The 16,616-nt window shown below is 67.0% G+C and carries 17 protein-coding genes; 6 read left to right on the top strand and 11 right to left on the bottom strand.

Going from position 1 to position 16,616, the window contains the following annotated elements; genetic code table 11:
* Positions 1–66 precede the first annotated feature (66 nt).
* Positions 67–468, top strand: coding sequence for a hypothetical protein (locus ACM1PE_RS22440; RefSeq protein WP_419340982.1), 402 nt, complete (start codon positions 67–69; stop codon positions 466–468).
* Between the two features lie 6 nt (positions 469–474).
* Here ACM1PE_RS22440 and ACM1PE_RS22435 read toward each other — a convergent pair whose 3' ends face one another.
* From ACM1PE_RS22435 to ACM1PE_RS22425, 3 genes are all read right to left on the bottom strand, one after another.
* Positions 475–1,104 (bottom strand): hypothetical protein, encoded by a 630-nt coding sequence (locus ACM1PE_RS22435; protein WP_118932947.1) that lies wholly within the window; start codon positions 1,102–1,104, stop codon positions 475–477.
* A 53-nt stretch (positions 1,105–1,157) separates the two neighbouring features.
* Complete coding sequence (locus ACM1PE_RS22430) at positions 1,158–1,556, bottom strand: hypothetical protein (RefSeq protein WP_088142529.1); 399 nt, start codon at positions 1,554–1,556, stop codon at positions 1,158–1,160.
* An 84-nt stretch (positions 1,557–1,640) separates the two neighbouring features.
* A complete protein-coding gene (locus tag ACM1PE_RS22425) occupies positions 1,641–2,534 on the bottom strand; it encodes a LysR family transcriptional regulator (protein WP_059378774.1) in 894 nt (297 codons plus the stop codon).
* Positions 2,535–2,641: 107 nt separating this feature from the next.
* On the opposite strand from ACM1PE_RS22425, the gene ACM1PE_RS22420 reads away from it, so the two are divergent.
* Both ACM1PE_RS22420 and tam read left to right on the top strand, forming a co-directional pair.
* Complete coding sequence (locus tag ACM1PE_RS22420) at positions 2,642–3,640, top strand: TerC family protein (RefSeq protein WP_059378776.1); 999 nt, start codon at positions 2,642–2,644, stop codon at positions 3,638–3,640.
* Positions 3,641–3,766: 126 nt separating this feature from the next.
* Positions 3,767–4,540 (top strand): trans-aconitate 2-methyltransferase, encoded by a 774-nt coding sequence (tam, locus tag ACM1PE_RS22415; RefSeq protein ID WP_059378777.1) that lies wholly within the window; start codon positions 3,767–3,769, stop codon positions 4,538–4,540.
* Here the strand turns inward: tam and ACM1PE_RS22410 are convergent.
* From ACM1PE_RS22410 to ACM1PE_RS22400, 3 genes are read right to left on the bottom strand one after another with little or no spacing between them, the layout of a single operon-like run.
* Positions 4,515–5,981 carry an efflux transporter outer membrane subunit gene (locus ACM1PE_RS22410; protein WP_419340979.1) on the bottom strand — a complete coding sequence of 489 codons (1,467 nt, stop codon included), beginning with the start codon at positions 5,979–5,981 and terminating at the stop codon, positions 4,515–4,517. The genes tam and ACM1PE_RS22410 overlap by 26 nt on opposite strands.
* A complete protein-coding gene (locus ACM1PE_RS22405; protein ID WP_251879426.1) occupies positions 5,978–7,033 on the bottom strand; it encodes an HlyD family secretion protein in 1,056 nt (351 codons plus the stop codon). The genes ACM1PE_RS22410 and ACM1PE_RS22405 overlap by 4 nt, the downstream gene beginning before the upstream one ends.
* A gap of 15 nt (positions 7,034–7,048) precedes the next feature.
* Positions 7,049–8,566 carry an MFS transporter gene (locus ACM1PE_RS22400; RefSeq protein ID WP_419340977.1) on the bottom strand — a complete coding sequence of 506 codons (1,518 nt, stop codon included), beginning with the start codon at positions 8,564–8,566 and terminating at the stop codon, positions 7,049–7,051.
* Between the two features lie 270 nt (positions 8,567–8,836).
* Here ACM1PE_RS22400 and ACM1PE_RS22395 point away from each other — a divergent pair, with 270 nt between their 5' ends.
* On the top strand, positions 8,837–9,214 hold the full coding sequence (locus ACM1PE_RS22395; protein WP_419340975.1) for a DUF4148 domain-containing protein: 378 nt from the start codon (positions 8,837–8,839) through the stop codon (positions 9,212–9,214).
* Here ACM1PE_RS22395 and ACM1PE_RS22390 read toward each other — a convergent pair.
* Positions 9,207–10,004 (bottom strand): AraC family transcriptional regulator, encoded by a 798-nt coding sequence (locus tag ACM1PE_RS22390; protein WP_118932953.1) that lies wholly within the window; start codon positions 10,002–10,004, stop codon positions 9,207–9,209. The genes ACM1PE_RS22395 and ACM1PE_RS22390 overlap by 8 nt on opposite strands.
* Positions 10,005–10,086: 82 nt before the next feature.
* Here ACM1PE_RS22390 and ACM1PE_RS22385 point away from each other — a divergent pair, with 82 nt between their 5' ends.
* A complete protein-coding gene (locus ACM1PE_RS22385; protein ID WP_419340974.1) occupies positions 10,087–11,373 on the top strand; it encodes an MFS transporter in 1,287 nt (428 codons plus the stop codon).
* Here ACM1PE_RS22385 and ACM1PE_RS22380 read toward each other — a convergent pair.
* The 3 genes from ACM1PE_RS22380 to ACM1PE_RS22370 all read right to left on the bottom strand — a co-directional run bounded on the left by ACM1PE_RS22380 (position 11,297) and on the right by ACM1PE_RS22370 (position 13,309).
* Positions 11,297–11,626: a protealysin inhibitor emfourin gene (locus ACM1PE_RS22380; protein ID WP_059378788.1), complete on the bottom strand. Its 330-nt coding sequence runs from the start codon at positions 11,624–11,626 to the stop codon at positions 11,297–11,299. The genes ACM1PE_RS22385 and ACM1PE_RS22380 overlap by 77 nt on opposite strands.
* A complete protein-coding gene (locus tag ACM1PE_RS22375; protein WP_419340973.1) occupies positions 11,623–12,687 on the bottom strand; it encodes a M4 family metallopeptidase in 1,065 nt (354 codons plus the stop codon). Before ACM1PE_RS22375 ends, ACM1PE_RS22380 begins: the two co-directional genes overlap by 4 nt.
* Positions 12,688–12,835: 148 nt before the next feature.
* Complete coding sequence (locus ACM1PE_RS22370) at positions 12,836–13,309, bottom strand: anti-virulence regulator CigR family protein (RefSeq protein WP_118932957.1); 474 nt, start codon at positions 13,307–13,309, stop codon at positions 12,836–12,838.
* 292 nt (positions 13,310–13,601) lie between these two features.
* Between ACM1PE_RS22370 and ACM1PE_RS22365 the strand changes: the two genes are divergently transcribed.
* On the top strand, positions 13,602–14,483 hold the full coding sequence (locus ACM1PE_RS22365; protein ID WP_118932958.1) for a prohibitin family protein: 882 nt from the start codon (positions 13,602–13,604) through the stop codon (positions 14,481–14,483).
* Here the strand turns inward: ACM1PE_RS22365 and ACM1PE_RS22360 are convergent.
* Positions 14,476–16,581 (bottom strand): PTS sugar transporter subunit IIC/EAL domain-containing protein, encoded by a 2,106-nt coding sequence (locus ACM1PE_RS22360; protein WP_059378793.1) that lies wholly within the window; start codon positions 16,579–16,581, stop codon positions 14,476–14,478. The two genes, ACM1PE_RS22365 and ACM1PE_RS22360, sit on opposite strands and share 8 nt — an antisense overlap.
* Between the last annotated feature and the right edge of the window lie 35 nt (positions 16,582–16,616).

Raw genomic sequence — 16,616 nt, 5'->3', positions numbered from 1 at the left:
GGGCGGCGGGGGATCCTGGGTAGAATTCCAAGATATGCAGGATTGCCGCGACGCGCTCCGCCCGCCATGAATTTTCCGTTTCCCATCCGCCAAGAATGTCCGCCGGGCGCCTGCGTGTGCGACCGCGACCGGCTGTTGGCCGATCCCGCCGCCGACTTCCGCGTGTTGCGGCTGACCAAGGAAGAGGAAAAGCGCCTGGTGGCGCGGCTGGAGAACATCTCCAGCCTGGAAGACCTGCGCGCCATGCAGGGACGCATCCATGCGCAGCTGGGCATCGTGATTCACATCACGCCCAGCGAAAACGAGGTGCGCACCTCGCGCGGCATCGCGATCCAGCTGGAGGACCAGCTCGGGCTGTGCCGCAAGACGCGCACGGCGATTCCCGTCGCTATCCGCCGCGGTTTCGACAACCGGCCCGAGATCGTCTACGCGCTTCTGAACGAGCGCGACCTGCTCAGCGGCACCTGAACGCGTTCAGGATTGCTTTGCCCCGGCGGCCGTGCCGCAGGGCGCCAGCGGCACCACGTCGGCCGGTGTGCGGCCGGCGTCCGGACGCGTCGCGTCCCGCTTCTTGCCCAGGGTGACGGGGTAGATCAACAGCACGGCGCTGCCGGCTTCCAGCTTGGGGTCCTGTTTGGTGCCATAGGCCACCGTCCAGCCGCGCACGGCCAGCGGCGCCAGGGTGTATTGCAGCGCCGAGCCCGGCGAAACGTGCGCCACCTTGCCGGCGAACAAATCCTGCTGATGGGTTTCCATGCCATTGGCGGTCACATAGGTGGCGATGCTGACCAGCGAGGCGCCATTGCCGGGGCGTCCCAGCACGGCGGTCTTGTACTTGCCGGCAGGGATGTCGGTCAGGTTTACGGTAAGAGGATCCGCCGCGTGGCCGCTGGCATCCAGCCTGACGCCGTTGACTTCGGCGCGAGCCAGGGGCGCCGTGCCGGTGTTGCGCACGCGCACGCTGTATTCCCCGGAAGTGCCCGTGACCGTGCAGACCTCGATGCCGTAGGCGGGGCGCACAGGGTGCGCCTGCGCCGCCGTGGCGGCCATGGCCAGCAGGGCCGCCAGCAACAGCTTGCGGGCAGGGGAATTGACGGTGGGCACGGCACGCTCCTCTTAAAGGGGCAGCGCGCCGGATTGCCGCGTTGCCTGCCCTATTACACCACTTGGCGGCCGGGCGCCGCGGCTTGCTCGCGCTTGCCGGCCAGCCAGTGGAGGATCAGCGCCAGCACCAGCAGGCCGACGATGATGAAGCCCCAGAAGATCCAGGCCAGCACCGAGATCAGCGTGCCGAGGCTGCCGGCGAAGGGCAGTACCTGATTCAGGCCTTGCGCGGCCCAGACCAGGCCGCCCTGCAGCGTCTGCAGCCAGGCGGGGTCGACCCAGGCCGCCGCCCAGGCGGGGGGAACCCATTGCGAGGTATCCAGCGCCGTGCCGGGCACCTGGGTCGTGGCGATGGTCGACAGGACCCAGTTGGTCAGCTGCAGTGTCAGCGCAACCAGCCCGGTCCAGAGTGCTGCAAGCACGGCGAAGGCGAGCCAGATGATCTTTTTCATTGAGGTGGTACTCCGATGTTTCAAAAGAGGGTCCACGATAAGGCGGATTCTATTTCTGAAAAACCAGCGTGGTTGTGACAAACATTAAGAAAAAACCGAAGTTTTTGCCTTGGCGAGCACGATCTGGACCAGCGGATGGTGCTGTCCGCGGCGGTTGCGGATGGCGTGGATTTCCTCGTGCACGTCGTCGCAGCGGGCCAGGGGGCGCAAGCCCCGCAGCACGCCGATGTCGCCGCCGCCCAGTCGGCTGAGCGGAAATACGCCCAGGCCGCGGGCCGCGAACACCGACATCAGGGCGCTGTCTTCGAATTCGCCGACGACATTGGGGTAGATGCCTTGTTCGGCGAACCAGCGGTCCAGCGTCTGGCGCAGCACGGAATGGCCGGTGGGCAGCAGTACCGGCAGGCGTTCCAGGCAGCGCGGAAAGTCCAGGGTGTCGGCCTTGCGCACCAGTTTGGCGGGGCCGTACCAGTCCACTGGCGATGAAACCAGGCGGTCGCTGGTGAGGCGCAGGTTGGGGTTGGCGGGTGCGCCCTGGCCGGCCAGCACCAGGTCCAGGTGATGCTGGGCAAGTTCGCCCAGCAGTTCCTCGACCTCGCCTTCGTGGCAGGTCAGGCGCAGGTCCGGCGTGTGCAGCACCGGTCCCAGCAGGGCCTGCGCGGCCAGCTTGGAAATACCGTCCGACAGGCCCACCGACAGACGTATGACGGGCTTGGTGGCGGCGGCGCGGACCTCCTGGGGCAGCATTTGGCCGATCTGGAAGATCTCTTCGGCGCGGGCGAAGGCGGCTTCGCCCGCGTCGGTCAGCGCCACGCCGCGCCCGGCCGGCTTGAGCAATTGGTGGCCCAGGTTTTTTTCCAGTTCGCGCACTTGCGCGCTGATGGTCTGGATGGCCATGTCCAGCCTTTCGGCGGCACGGGAAAAGCCGCCTTCCTTGGCGACCATCCAGAAGTAATACAGGTGTCGGTAATTGAGCATGGCAGGAATAACTTCGGTTTTTTCGAACCTTAACTCACTTTCAGGCTGATTTCTCCATTCGGCCAGGATCTGGATCATGAGCCCCTTCGAACACAAGCGGGAACATCATGGACACCTTGCTCACCTTACTCTCCGCCGATTTCTTCGGCACCCCGGCCTGGAGCTGGCTGCTATTCATCGGCATCGTGGTCGCCTTGCTGGCCTTTGACCTGGGCGTGCTGCACAAGGAAGACCGCGAGATCGGCGTGCGCGAGAGCCTGCTGCTTTCCGCCGGCTACATCAGCGCGGCGCTGCTGTTCGGCGCCTGGGTCTGGTGGCAGATGGGTTCCGCCAGCGGCATGGCCTACTACACGGGCTTCATGATCGAGAAGTCGCTGTCGATGGACAACGTCTTTGTGATCGCGCTGATCTTCAGTTTCTTCGCGATTCCGCGCCAGTACCAGCACCGCGTGCTGTTCTGGGGCATCCTCGGCGTGATCGTGCTGCGCGCCATCATGATAGGCCTGGGCGCGGCGCTGGTCAGCAACTTTGGCTGGCTGCTGTATCTGTTCGGCGCCTTCCTGGTGTTCACCGGCATCAAGATGTGGATGATTGCGGACCAGACGCCGGATATCGCGTCCAACCCGATCCTGAAGTTCCTGAAGCGCCGCATGCGCGTCACGGAAGGGCTGCGCGGCAACGCGTTCTGGGTGATGGAGACCGATCCCGCCACGTCGAAGAAGGTGCGCTGGGCTACGCCGCTGCTGCTGGCGCTGGTGTTGATCGAGTTCGTAGACCTGTTGTTCGCGGTGGACTCCGTGCCGGCGATCTTCGCCATCACCACCGACCCGTTCATCGTCTACACCAGCAACATCTTCGCCATCCTGGGCCTGCGTGCGCTGTACTTTGCGCTGGCGGCGATGATCCACCGCTTCCATTACCTGAAGTACGCCTTGGCTCTGGTCCTGGTCTTCATTGGCGGCAAGATCTTCCTGGTCGGCTTCATCGGCAAGGTGCCGGCTGCCTTGTCCCTGTCGGTGACCTTCGGTCTGATCGCTGGCGGCGTGTTGTTCTCGCTGTGGAAAACCCGCTCGGACGCCTCCAAGCAGGAACTCGCGGCGGAATAAGCCCCGCGGCGTGACGCAAGACGCCCGCCATATCCAACGGATATGGCGGGCGCTTTTTTTGGGATTTGTCGCGCCGGTGCGGCGGGCGTAGAGTGCTGGACAGTCCAAATGCCGCAAGGAGCCGTCATGACCAGTTGGTCCGCCAAACAGTATTCCGCCTTTGAAAACGAACGCACCCGTCCGGTGCGGGACCTGGTCGCCGCCTTGCCCAATCAGGATGTGAAGCGCGCCGTGGACCTGGGCTGCGGTCCTGGCAACTCCACCGAGGTGCTGGCCAGCCGCTACCCCGATGCCGAAATCAGCGGCATGGACAGCTCGGAGGACATGCTGCAGTCGGCCAGGAAACGTCTGCCGGGGCTGCGATTCGAATTGGCCGACATCGCCACGTGGGATCCGCCCGGGACCTACGACGTGATTCTGGCGAACGCCGCGCTGCAATGGGTGCCGGACCACGCGACCCTATATCCCCGCCTGGTCGGCAAGCTGGCGCCGGGCGGGAGCCTGGCGGTGCAGACCCCGGACAACCTGGAGGAGCCGGCCCACCGCCTGGCGCGCCAGGTGGCAGGCGAGGCGCCGTGGGCCGCCGCCATCGGCGGCTTCAAGCATCCGCCGCGCCACAGCGCCGCCTGGTACTACGAGCTGCTCAAGCCGCATTGCGGCCTGCTGGACGTGTGGCGCACGACCTACCATCACCCGCTGGCAGGCGCAGCGGCGGTGGTGGAGTGGTTCAAGGGCACGGCGCTGCGGCCCTATCTGGACCGGCTGGACGCCGCCGGGCAGGCCAGTTTCCTGGCCCGCTACCAGTCGCTGATCGAAGAAGCCTATCCGGCGCTGGCCGACGGCACGGTGCTGCTGCCGTTCCCGCGTCTGTTCATCATTGCGGGGCCGAAGCAGGGTTGAGGTTGGCGGCGGGCGCTTCCCAGCCGCCGCCCAACGAGCGGTACAGATCCACCAGCACCAGCGACACCGAGGCCTGGGTCGACACGCGGGCCTGGTCGCTGGCCAGCACCGCGTTCTGCGCGCTGAGCACGTTCACGAAGTCCGAAGCGCCCGCGGCATATTGCCGCTGTGCGTTCAGCAGCGCCTGGCGGGCGCTCGCGGAGGCGCGCTCCAGGCTGGCCCGGGTCAGTTGCTGCGCCTGGTAGGCGGTCATGGCATTGTCGACTTCATGCCAGGCATTCAGCACGGTTTTTTGGTACAGCAGCGCGGCTTCCTGAGCCTGCGATTCGCGCAGCCGCAGCCGGCCTCGCAACCGGCCGCCCTGGAAGATGGGAATCTGCAACGCGGGGCCGACGCCGAACACCCCGGCGTTGTCGGTGTCGAGGTCCCGCAATTGCAGAGCCTGCAGGCCGAGGTTGCCTGACAGCGTGATGCGCGGATAGAAATCGCCCTCCGCTACGCCGATCGCCGCGACGGCCGCGTGCAGATTGGCCTGAGCGCGGCGGATGTCGGGCCTGCGCTCGGCCAGTTCGCTCGGCAGTCCGACGGGAACCTGGAGCGGACCGCCGGGTATCGGACCCACCGCCGCCAGACGCGGTTGCAGCGCGCCGGGCGGCTGCTCCAGCAGCAGCGCCAGCGCATTCATCAGCTGTTCGACGCGCAGCACGAGCGGCGGCACGCCGGCTTCTATGGCGGCGGCCTGCGCATCGGCTTGCGAAACGTCCAGTTCGGTGGCGACGCCTTCGCGTTGGCGCAAACGGGTCAGCGCCAGGTTGCGCTCGGCATTGGCAAGCGTTTGGCGCAGCACGTCCAGTTGGTTCTGCGTGCCGCGCAGCAGGATGTAGTTGCGCGCCGTTTCGGCGCGGATGGCCAGGACCACGCCGCGCTGCGCCTCCAGCGCCGCCTGGGACTGGGCGCCGGCCTGTTCGACTTCGCGCCGCACGCGGCCCCACAGGTCCAGTTCCCAACTGGCGTCCACGCCCGCTTGCCACAGGTTGAATGAGGACTTGCCTCCGTGGCCCGAAGGGTCGGCCAGGCCGACCTCGCTGTTCTGGCCGCGCTTGTAGCTCGCGCTTGAGCCTACGGCGGGCAGGCCGTCGGCTTCGGTCACGCGCAAGGCCGCGCGGCTTTGCAGCAGGCGTTCGTGGGCGATGCGTATGTCCAGGTTGGCCGCGGTCGCTTCGGCGATCAAGGCGCTCAGGGTGGGATCGCCGAAGCTGTCCCACCAGGATGTGTTCACATCTTGCGGCACGGGGACGCTGTCTGCGGCGGAGGCGTCAGGCATCCGCCATTGCACGGGCAATGGCGCCTGGGGAGCCTGAAAGTCGGGGCCCACTGCGCAGCCTGCCAAGGCGGAAAGCGTGCAGGCCAGCGTGGCATTGATCAAGCGGCGCGGGGTCATTGCATGGACTCCTCTGCCGCGGCGCCGGTATCAACCACGGCTTCGACGGACATGCCGGCGCGCAGCGGCGGCGCGCCTTCGGCCGGCGCGTCCAGCACGATCTTGACGGGCAGGCGCTGCGCGACCTTGGTGAAGTTGCCGGTGGCATTGCTCGGGACTACCGGCGAAAAGCTCAGGCCCGTGGCCGGTGCGATGCTTTGGACGCGGCCGCGCAGCGGCGTATCCGGATAGGCGTCGACCGTGATGGTTGCGGGCTGGCCCGGGCGCATGCGGGTCAACTGCTTTTCCCGGAAGTTGGCCACCACATAGGCTTGTTGCAGCGGCACCACCGCCAGAATCGGCGTGCCCGGGCTGACATAGGCGCCCACGCGCAGCGAGCGCCGGCCGACGATGCCATCGATGGGAGAGACGACCTGGGTATGCGACAGGTTGAGTTCCGCGCGGTCCTTCAGCGCCTGTGCGCGCAGCAGCCCGGCCTGCGCGGCCTCGCGGTTGGCTTCCAGCACGTCGCGCTGCTTGCGCGCGGCCTGCAGTGTGGCCGTGTGTTCGGCCTGCCGCGCCTGCGCCATGTCCAGCCGGCTGCGGGCCTGTTCATAGGCCTGCTGGGTGCCCGCGCCCTCGCTGGCCAGCCTGCGGTGGCGCTGGGCCTCGCTTTCGGCATAGCGGATATCCGCCAGGTCGGCGCGCGTGACGGCGACGGCCTGCTCGATCACGGCTTGCTGGCGTTCCAGGGTTGCGGCCGCGTCCGACAGGCGCGCGCTGGCGACTGCGAGTTCGGCGCTTGCGGCCGCCAGCGCGGCCTGATGGTCGCGGTCATCGATGCGGGCGAGCAGCTGGCCTTGCTTGACGGCCTGGTTGTCTTCGACCAGCACGGCGTCGATGAAGCCGGACACTTGCGGGGCGACGATGGTGTGGTCGGCGACGACAGTGGCGTCATCGGTGGATTCGGCGGCGCCGGTGGCGGACCATGACCAGCCTGCATAGGCCAGCAGGACCAGGGCGCCCAAGGCGCCGGCGCGGGGAAGGGGAGAGGTCAAGAGAGAGAAAGGCATGTTATGGACTCGATTTCAGGTCGCGGCGCGCGGTGGATAGATGCGGGTCGCGACGAAGGGGATGAGCAGGATGAGGAGCACGGCCACGCCGGCCATGCACAGATAGAGGTCGGCTGAGGTCAGCACGGCGGCCTGTTCCTGGATGCGGCGGGACAGCGCGGCCGCGTTGTCGCCGGCCGTGCTCAGCGGAAAGTTGCCCAGCTGGTCGGCCAGCATGCTGGAGTGGTAATTGCGGCGCGAGGTGGTCAGCGCGTCCAGCAGGCCGGTGGCGGCTACCGCGGCAAAGCCCTTGATGGTGTTGAACCACGATGACGCCCAGGGGCCGTCCTGCGGCGCCAGGCCGCCGGTGGCCAGCATCAGCAGCGGGATCACGGCCATGGGCTGGGCGAAGATCTGTACGGCTTCGAGCAGGTAGAACTGCTCGCGCGACCAGACGGGCGTCAGTTGCGACCCCAGCAGGCAGGACAGGGCCAGCAGGCCGAGGCCGGAGGCCAGCACCCAGCGGCAATCCACCTGGCGCAGGTTGCACAGCGCCGCGACCAGCGGCAGCGCGATCAGTTGCGGCAGGCCCATGGTGAGCAGCACCGGCGCTGTTTCCAGCGGCCGGTAGCCGCGCAATTGCGCCAGGAATGACGAGGGAATCAGGATCACGCCCAACAGCACGATCAGCACGCCGCCCAGTGTCAGCAAGGCATGGCTGAGGTTGCGGTTGCGCAAGAGCTGGATCTTGAAGAACGGCAGGGGATGCGACCATTCGTTGATCATGAACAGCACCATCAGCACACCGCCTCCGCCCAGCAGGACGGAGATCAGCGGCGAGTTAAGCCAGTCCAGCCGGTCGCCCTGCAACAGGCCGATGACCAGCATGGACAGCGCCGGGGCGCCCAGCAACAGGCCGCGCCAGTCGAACAGGCGCAGCCGTTCGAGCTTGAGCGGATCCTGGGGCAGCCCGCGCCAGACGGCCCAGGCCGCGAGCGCCGCGGGAGCGACGATCAGCCAGAAGGTCCAGCGCCAGCCCAGCACCTCGGTGCAGAAGGCCGCCAGCGGTATGCCCAGGCTGGGCGCGAAGGTGGCGGTGAGGGCGTAGCCGCCCAGGCCATAGAGCTTGATGCCAGGCGGCAGGAAGCGCAGCGCCACCGTCATGAGCATGGGCGGCAGCGCGCCGCCCGCGAGGCCTTGCAGCGTGCGCAGGAACAGCAGCACGGGCAGGTTGGGCGCAAATGGGCAGAGCGCGCCGAACAGCGCAAAGGCGGCCAGCGCCGTGACCGTGAAGCGGCGCAATGAAAACGTGACCGAGCACCAGGGCGCGAATGCCATGGCGCATACCGACGCCGCGGCGTAGACGGCCACGAACCAGGTGCCCTGGTCGTAGCTGATGCCCAGCGCGCCGCGGATGTCGGGCAGCGCCATCTTGGTCACGTTTTCGTTGAGCCCGGCGAGGATCACCGCCAGCAGCACGCCGAGCAATCCGGTCAGGATGCGCCAGCCGAAGGCCGCCGCGGCGGGCGGGGCGGAGGGAGAGGCGGCCGTCATGATCGTGGGCCGCCCCTGCCCGGGGATGAGGAAGACAACATGGAATAGCGTCCTTGGATAACAGGAGCTATTCAGTCTAGGTAGATGCGGGGGGCGGAAAAACCATTCCTGGATCAACCCACCCTTGCGCCCGGCGCAAGGGTGCGCGGGTCGCTGCGCGGGCGTGCAGCGAGGCTTGCACGGCGGGCAACCTTCGATTGCGCCACGCGGGATTTATCCCGGCGGGCATGCGAACGAATAATGCGGCACTCGTTAACCGCAGAGGATTTCATGAATACATACCGACTCTCCATCCTGGCGCTGAGCATGGCGCTGGTTGGCGCCGCAGCGCATGCCGAAGGCAAGACCCGCGAACAGGTGCGCGCGGAACTGATGGAAGCCAAGGCCGCCGGCCTGGTGACCTACGGCGAACAGCAATATCCCGTGGATCTGCCTCATGTCAGCACCAAGACCCGCCAGCAGGTGCGCGAAGAACTCGACGCCGCGCGCGCGGCCGGCCTGGTCACGTACGGCGAACAGGACTATCCGCCTGCGCTACCGTCGCAATCGCACCAGACCCGGGACCAGACGGTCGCGGAACTGCGCGAGGCGCGCCTGCGCGGCCAGATGAAATCGGGCGAACTGGACTACCCGCCCACCGTCAATTGATACCGTCGGCCTTGTCCGCGAAGTAGCGGGCAGGCGTCTTGCCCAGCGCCTTGCGGAACATGGTGATGAAGGCGCTGACGGATTCGTAGCCCAGGTCTTCGGCAGTGCGCTGCACCGAGACGCCGGCGGCCAGGCGCTGCAGGGCCTGGATGATGTGCATCTGCTGGCGCCAGCGGCCGAAGCTCATGCCGAGCTCTTGCTGCACCAGCCGCGCCAGCGTGCGTTCGCTCATGGCGACGCGCCTGCCCCATTGCGCCACCGTGCTGCGGTCGGCGGGGTCGGCGTGCAGGGCATCGGCGATTTCGCGCAGGCGCGGGTGGTCCGAAATGGGCAGGTGCAGTTGTTCGGTCGGCATGCGTGCCAACTGCTCGACCAGCACTTCGGCCAGCTTCCGGTTGGCAGGCGTGGCCGTGTCCTGCGGAGCCAGGTCCGCCAGATAGGCGACCAATTCTCGCACCAGCGGCGAGATCGCCAGCGTGCAGCACTGTCCAGGCAGGCCCGTGGCGTCGGGCGGCACGAACAGGAAACACACCCGGCCGTTCTGCGTGACGCGATTGCTGTGCGGCACGCCGCCAGGAATCCAGACGCCATATTGCGGCGGCACCATCCACAGACCCTGCGGCACGGAGCAGGTCACGCCGCCCTGCAAGGACAGCACCAGCTGGCCCATTGCGTGCCGGTGTGGCGGAGACTCCTGGTCGTTCTCGTCCGCATGCACGCGCATGGCATAGGCCTGTTGCGTGTCGATATCGGGATTGAAGAACGGGGCCGGGTCGTCCAGACGGTGCATTGAATTTCACCTTGACCGAATTTAGGGATAATTTGTCATTATGGCGAAATTCGGCGAAGGCGGCGATGCTTAAGCTGGCGGCATGAATTCGCATATCCCTACTTCCAAACGTCCCGCCGGCCATCCCGTGTTGCTGATCGCCGGCATTCTTTGCATGTCCATGGCGCTGCGCGCGCCGATTACCGGCGTGCCGCCGCTGACCGGCATGATCCGCGAGCAGTTGGGGCTGAGCGCCACCGCCGCGGGCATGCTGATCACCTTGCCCTTGCTGGCCTTTGCCGTGGTGTCGCTGTTTGCGGCGGGCCTGGCTCGCCGCCACGGACTGGAGCGCAGCTTGTTTGCCGCCATGCTGCTGATCGCGGCTGGCATCGTCGTGCGCACGCTGGGGCCGGCCTGGAGCCTGTTCCTGGGCACGGTTGTCATCGGCGCCGGCATCGCCATCGGCAATGTGTTGTTGCCCAGCCTTCTGAAGCGCGATTTTCCGCAGCAGCTCGCGGGCCTGACTTCGGCCTATGTGCTGACCATGAGCCTGGCCGCGGGGCTGGCGTCCGCCATTGCCATCCCGCTGGCGGGTCTGTCCGACGCGGCCTGGCGCTTTTCCTCGGGCTGCCTGTTGGTGCTACCCGTGCTCAGCGCTTTGCTATGGCTGCCGCAGCTGGCCAATCACACCGCGCCCGCGGCATCCACGGCGCATGCGCCGCACGGTCCCAGGCTGTGGCGCTCCGCGCTGGCGTGGCAGGTGACGCTGTTCCTGGGCATCAATTCCTTCGTGTTCTATGTGGGCGTGAGCTGGCTGCCGGCCATCCTGCGCGATGCTGGCTATACGGCCGAACGCGCCGGCACGTTGCATGGCTTGCTGCAGCTCATGTCGGCCGTCCCGGCCCTGTTCCTGGCTCCCCTGGTGCGGCGCCTGAAGGACCAGCGCGGCGCGGCGTTCTGCGCGGCCGCCGCTTCGTTCGTCGCGTTTGCCGGCTTGATCGTCGCGCCCGGCTGGGCGACGCTGTGGATCGTCCTGATGGGCCTGGGCACGGGCGGCGGCATCATTCTGGGCCTTGCATTCGTGGGCTTGCGCGCCAGTCATGCGCAGCAGGCGGCGGCGCTGTCGGGCATGGCGCAGTGCGTGGGCTATCTGTTCGCGGCCAGCGGCCCTGCGCTAGCGGGCACGCTGCACGACACGCAGGGAGACTGGACCCTGGCGCTGGCCCTGTGCGCGGTCTTGTGCCTGGCGATGGCGGCCACCGGTCTTTACGCGGGCCGCGCCATCCAGATCGGGCAATACCGGGATGCCGCGCTCAAGTCTGTCCGGCCCGGCTTTTCCACAAGCGCACCAGTGGCTCGGGCGCGTCGGTCTCCGGCACGTCGAAGCTGATGTCCGCGACGTCGTCGCCTTTGTACACGACTTCGACGTGGAAATAGCGCTGATCGCCGCCTGCCGGCGCGCAGCGCGGAACGGCCACCGGCGCGGCGCGTTGCAGGGCGTCGCAAACCTCCTGCCGCAGGTCCGGCGGGCAGGTGGCGAGGTCGATGCTGCGCGGCTGCGCCAATGCCGGCATATAGGCCAGCCCGCCTTCGCGGGTCAGGCGCACCAGCATGGCAAGGTCCAGGGATGGCAGCTCGATCATGTCTGGACTCCCACGCCGGCCCAGGCGCGGGCGACGGCATCGCGCACGGCGGTGTCATGGCGTTCCGCCGCGACGGCCAGCGTCAGTTTCGCGAACTGCACGAAGTCGGCATCGTGGCGCAGGCGCTTGTCGCACAACGCGTCGTACCAGACGCGGCCCGCGCTGGCCCATGCGGGGCCTTCCATCGAAGTGGCCGCCAGATAAAAGGCTCGGTTGGGGATGCCGGAGTTGATGTGCACGCCGCCATTGTCGTTCGGCGTGTCCACGTAGTCGCGCATGTGCGCGGGCTGCGGATCCTTGCCCAGCAGAGGGTCGTCGTAAGCGCTGCCGGGTTCCGCCATGGAGCGCAGCGCGCGGGCGCGGATCTTGGGCTTGAACAGCCCGGCGCCCACCAGCCAATCGGCCTGGCGCGCGTCCTGGCCCAGCGTGTGCTGCTTGACCAGCGCGCCGAACACATCGCACAGGGATTCGTTCAGGGCGCCGGACTGGCCCTGGTAGAGCAAGGCGGCCTCGGCGTCGATCACGCCGTGCGTGAGTTCGTGGCCGATGATGTCCACGGCCACCGTGAAACGGTTGAACACTTCGCCGTCGCCGTCGCCGAACACCATCTGTGCGCCGTTCCAGAAGGCGTTGTCGTAGTCTTCGCCGTAATGCACGGTGCCGACCAGCGGCAGGCCCTGGCCGTCGATGGAGTGGCGCTGGTAGACGTCCCAGAACAGCTTGTAGGTCGAGCCCAGATGCTCATAGGCCTCGTCCACCGCCACGTCGCCGCTGGCGGAGGCGCCTTCGGCGCGCACCAGCTTGCCGGGCAGGGTGGTGGTGTTGGCGGCGTCGTGCACGGCGCGCTGCGGCGTGCCGGCGGGCGCTGCCTTCTTGGGGCGGGCGGACTTGGCGCGCGGCGGCTGCGCCGCCATTTCGCGCAGGCTGCGCTGCTGCTGGTCGATGATCAGCGTCTTGACCGCGGGCATGCTGACCCGCGCATCGGCGTGCTGCGCCAGCCGATCCAGCATGTAGGGGGGGATCACGCCGATCAGCGGCGCGGACTCGGAAGGACGTGGCATGCGCGGTCTCCGTCGTGGGCGCCGGGCCAGGGCCGCGGCGCGAGGCGATTCAACGGTAGCAGATAGATCCGCGGCAGGGACGTAACAGTGTGCGGCCTGATGCTAGGAACTATGGACGCCGCGTGGCGGCGTCCATGGCGCGCGGCGCCTAGTTGAACACGCCCGTGAGGACGTCCGCGACGACGGCGGTGGCGATGGCGACGAGGATCAGGTCGCTGCCCGCGACGCGCCATTCGTAGCCCGGATGCACGGGCAGGCGCGCCAGCATGGGGCCAGGCACCATCTTCTTGGCGATGCCCGGAGGCAGGGGCTTGCCGCGCGCCAGGTTCTTGCGTATGCCCGGCGGCAGCGAGCCGTAGCCCGTCGCCCCGGCCTGCACGGCATAGCTGCGTGCGGTGGACACGGTGATGCCCGCGGTGCTGAGCGTGACGCTGACGCCGCTGTCCTGGCTCTGCTGGCCCTTGTTCTTGCCATTGCCGTTACCGCCGCCATTGCCATTGCCATTGCCTTGGCCCGCGTGGTCTGGCTTGCCTTTGCCCTCGGGCGGCGCGGCCTGTGCCGGCGCGCCAAGCGTGGCGGCACAGGCAAGGATGGCGATGATCATTGAAGGTGTGCGGCGCATGGTTGTGGCTCCTGCAGTGTAGAGAGTTGCCTAGCGTAGCGCTGTCGTTGGGTTCGTGCCACTGTCCTTCGCCGATGCCGTCGCAACAATCGCCACAATTCGCCTGGCGTTCCAGTCGCGATAGAATCCCCTGCTTATTTTCCGGGGGGGAACGCACGATGAGGTATTTCCTGATCTTGGTTGGGGCGGCCGTGGTCGCCTATTTGCTGGCGCGCGGCATCGCCGCCGTGCTCTCGGACCGTAAACGTTCAAAATCAGAAAGGGATTCGAAGTGAAGCCGACAGATATCCAGATGGTCAAGACGATTGGTGCCGTAAAGCCGCGTAGTTTCAAGATCGCGGTGATCACGGCGGTGTTGTTTTTGCTGATTCTGTTCCTGGCCTTCGATTCCTGGTTCCAGGTCGACCAGGGCGAGCGCGGCGTGGTGTTGCGCAACGGCAAGCTGGTGCGCGTGTCGGAACCGGGCCTGGACTTCAAGACCCCGTTCATCGACAACGTGATGACGGTGTCGGTGCGCGACCACACGTTCGTGTTTGAAAAGCTGGAAGCCTACAGCTATGACCAGCAACCGGCCACGCTGCGCGTGTCGGTGACCTACCGCGTGCCGTCCGAGCACGTGGCCGAGCTGTACTCGGAATACGGCACCATCAGCAATCTGCAGATGCGCGTGCTGGAGCGCAAGACCCCGGATTCGGTGAAGAACGTGTTCGGCCAATACACGGCGGTGCGCGCCATCCAGGAACGCCAGAAGCTGGGCCAGGACGTGAATGCTGCCGTGCTCAAGACGATGGAAGGCGCACCGGTGCAGGTGGTGGGCGTGCAGATCGAGGAAGTCGGTTTTTCGCAGGCCTATGAGCACTCGATCGAACAGCGCATGTTGGCGCAGGTGCAGATCGAGACGACCCGCCAACAGAAGGAAACGGCGATGATCACCGCCGAGATCCAGGTGGTCAAGGCCAAGGCGGAAGCCGACGCGCGCCGCCAGCAGTTCACGGCCGAGGCCGACGGCATCCGCATGCGCGGCGACGCCGAGGCGGCCGCGATCCGCGCCAAGGCCGAGGCCTTGGCCGCCAACACCAATCTGGTGAGCCTGAACGCGGTGGAGAAGTGGGACGGCGTGCTGCCGACCACGCAGGTGCCGAACGCGGCCCTGCCGTTCATCGGCATCAAGTAGGCGCCGCGGGCGCAGGCTGTGCCCGCAGCGGCGGCGCAGCCTGACGCCGGCGCGCGTAGTCCATGAGGCTGTCGCCCGACAAAGCCTTGCTGTAGTACCACCCCTGCACGATGATCTCGGCGGGGGATTCCAGCGCCATCAGCTGCTGGTCCGTTTCCACGCCTTCCACCACGATCTGCAGGTTCAGCGCTTCGCAAAAGCGCAGCAAGCCGTTCAGGACCAGCGCGCCTCGGGGACTGTCTTGCGCCACGACGAAGCTGCGGTCGATCTTGACCGCATCGATTTCGAACTGGTGCAGATAGCTCAGGGCGGAATAGCCGGTGCCGAAATCATCGATGTAGATGCGGGCGCCTATCGCATGCAGACGGTCGAAGGCGGTGTGCAGCGCCTGGGTGTCCTCCACCAGCGCGTCTTCGGTCAACTCGACCGAGATCTGTCCGCCGGCCTGCGCCAGCACCTTGATCAGTTTTTCGAGGTAGTCGCCGGACGTCAGCGTGCCGGCCGTGACGTTGATGGTCATCGGCAAGCGGAAGTCGCGCTTGCGCCATTGCAGACATTGCTGCACGGCCTGTCTGGCCACCCACAGGTCCACCTCCCGCATCAGGTCGGCCTGCGCCAGCCAGCGCAGGAATTCCACCGGCGTTTGCCGCGCGCCGTCGGGTCCGGTGGCGCGCAGCAGCGCTTCGCAGCCGGTGCACAGGCCGCTGCGCAATGACACCTGCGGCTGGAATTCCAGATGGAAGTCGTACTGGCTGATGGCGCGGATGCGCGTGTTTTCGGCGTTGCGGCGTGCACGGTCGGCATAGGTCTGCACCACCGGATCGTGCGCGTACAGCAGCGATTCCTCTTGCAGTCGCGTGAAGGTCGTGTCCAGCGATTTGAAGTAGACGGTGGCGCTTTCCTGGCGCTGCCGCTCCAGTGCGACGACAAAGGGCGCGTACAGACACGCGCCCAGCGCCACCAGCACGAGCTGCAGCGCCACGCCGCCCAGGCTGCCGCCGGCGGCAATGTAGGCGTTGAACAGTACCGGCGAGGTCAGCGGCAAGGTCGTCGCCGCGGAAGGCAGCCAGCCCAGTTGCACGACGGCCAGCGCGAGGATGGCGTTGGTCACCGGCGCCAGGATGAACGGCGCCAGCAGGCGCGGATTCAGGATCAGCGGCAGCCCGAACAGCAGGATTTCATTCACGTTCAGGAGCGCCACCGGCAGGCTGGCCAGCGCCAGCAGCCGCAGCGATTCGGTGCGCGCAAACACCAGCATGGCCACGGCCAACGACAGCGTCGCGCCCGATCCGCCGATGAAGACGAAAGCGCCCAGGAGGGTGCTGTTCAAGGCATACATGCCTTCGTAGCCGGCGGACTGGGTGGCGGAATTCAGCATGGCCGCCTGGTCCATGACGCTCATCAGCGGGGCCAGGGCGTGGTAGCCGTGTATGCCGAAGAACCACAGCAGCGAATTCAGGCCGGCGATCAACGCGCCCGAGGTGAAGGGGCTGTCCAGCGAGGCCAGACTCAAGGGTATGTTGAACTGCGCCACGGCGGGGATCTGGAGCGCGGCGGAGAGCGTCAGCACGACCAGGCCGGCCGTCAGCAGGCCGGGCACGACCATGTTCAGCGTGTCGCGGACGTTATCGCTGATAACGCCGTCGGGCGCCAGCTGGGTCCAGCGGCGACGGTGCAGCCACGCCATCAACGGCACGGTCAGCAAGGGCGAAACGATGGCGATGAACAGTACCAGGGTGGCGGCGGCCTGGGGGTAGGGCGCCATCAGGCCGTCGGCGATCATCACGTAGGACAGGCACAGGAACGCGGTGGGCAGATGCGGCACCCGATGGCGGAACGACAGCATGTAGCCGATGGACGTGCCGGCCAGGATAGGCATGAGGTTCGTCAGCTTGTCGTGGACGGCGGTCAACAGTTCCACGACGGTGGCTGGCAGGCCCAGTTGCCGGGCGATGACGGTCAGCACCAGGAACAACGCCGTGACCAGCAGGCACGGCAAGGTCCAGAGCAGACCCTCGCGTATGGCGCGCAGGGCGCTTGCGCCCGCCAGCGCGGCCAGCCGATCCTTTGGATAACGCATCAACGCCAGTTTCGACATGGCGGTTCGCTCAAGAGTCCGTGCAAGCGAAGATC

The organism is Achromobacter sp. PD1 (assembly GCF_048541815.1).
GTDB classification, from domain to species: domain Bacteria; phylum Pseudomonadota; class Gammaproteobacteria; order Burkholderiales; family Burkholderiaceae_B; genus Achromobacter; species Achromobacter bronchisepticus_A.
Note: the sequence above shows the minus strand (reverse complement) of the source record. Positions and strands in the feature narration are given on the sequence as shown.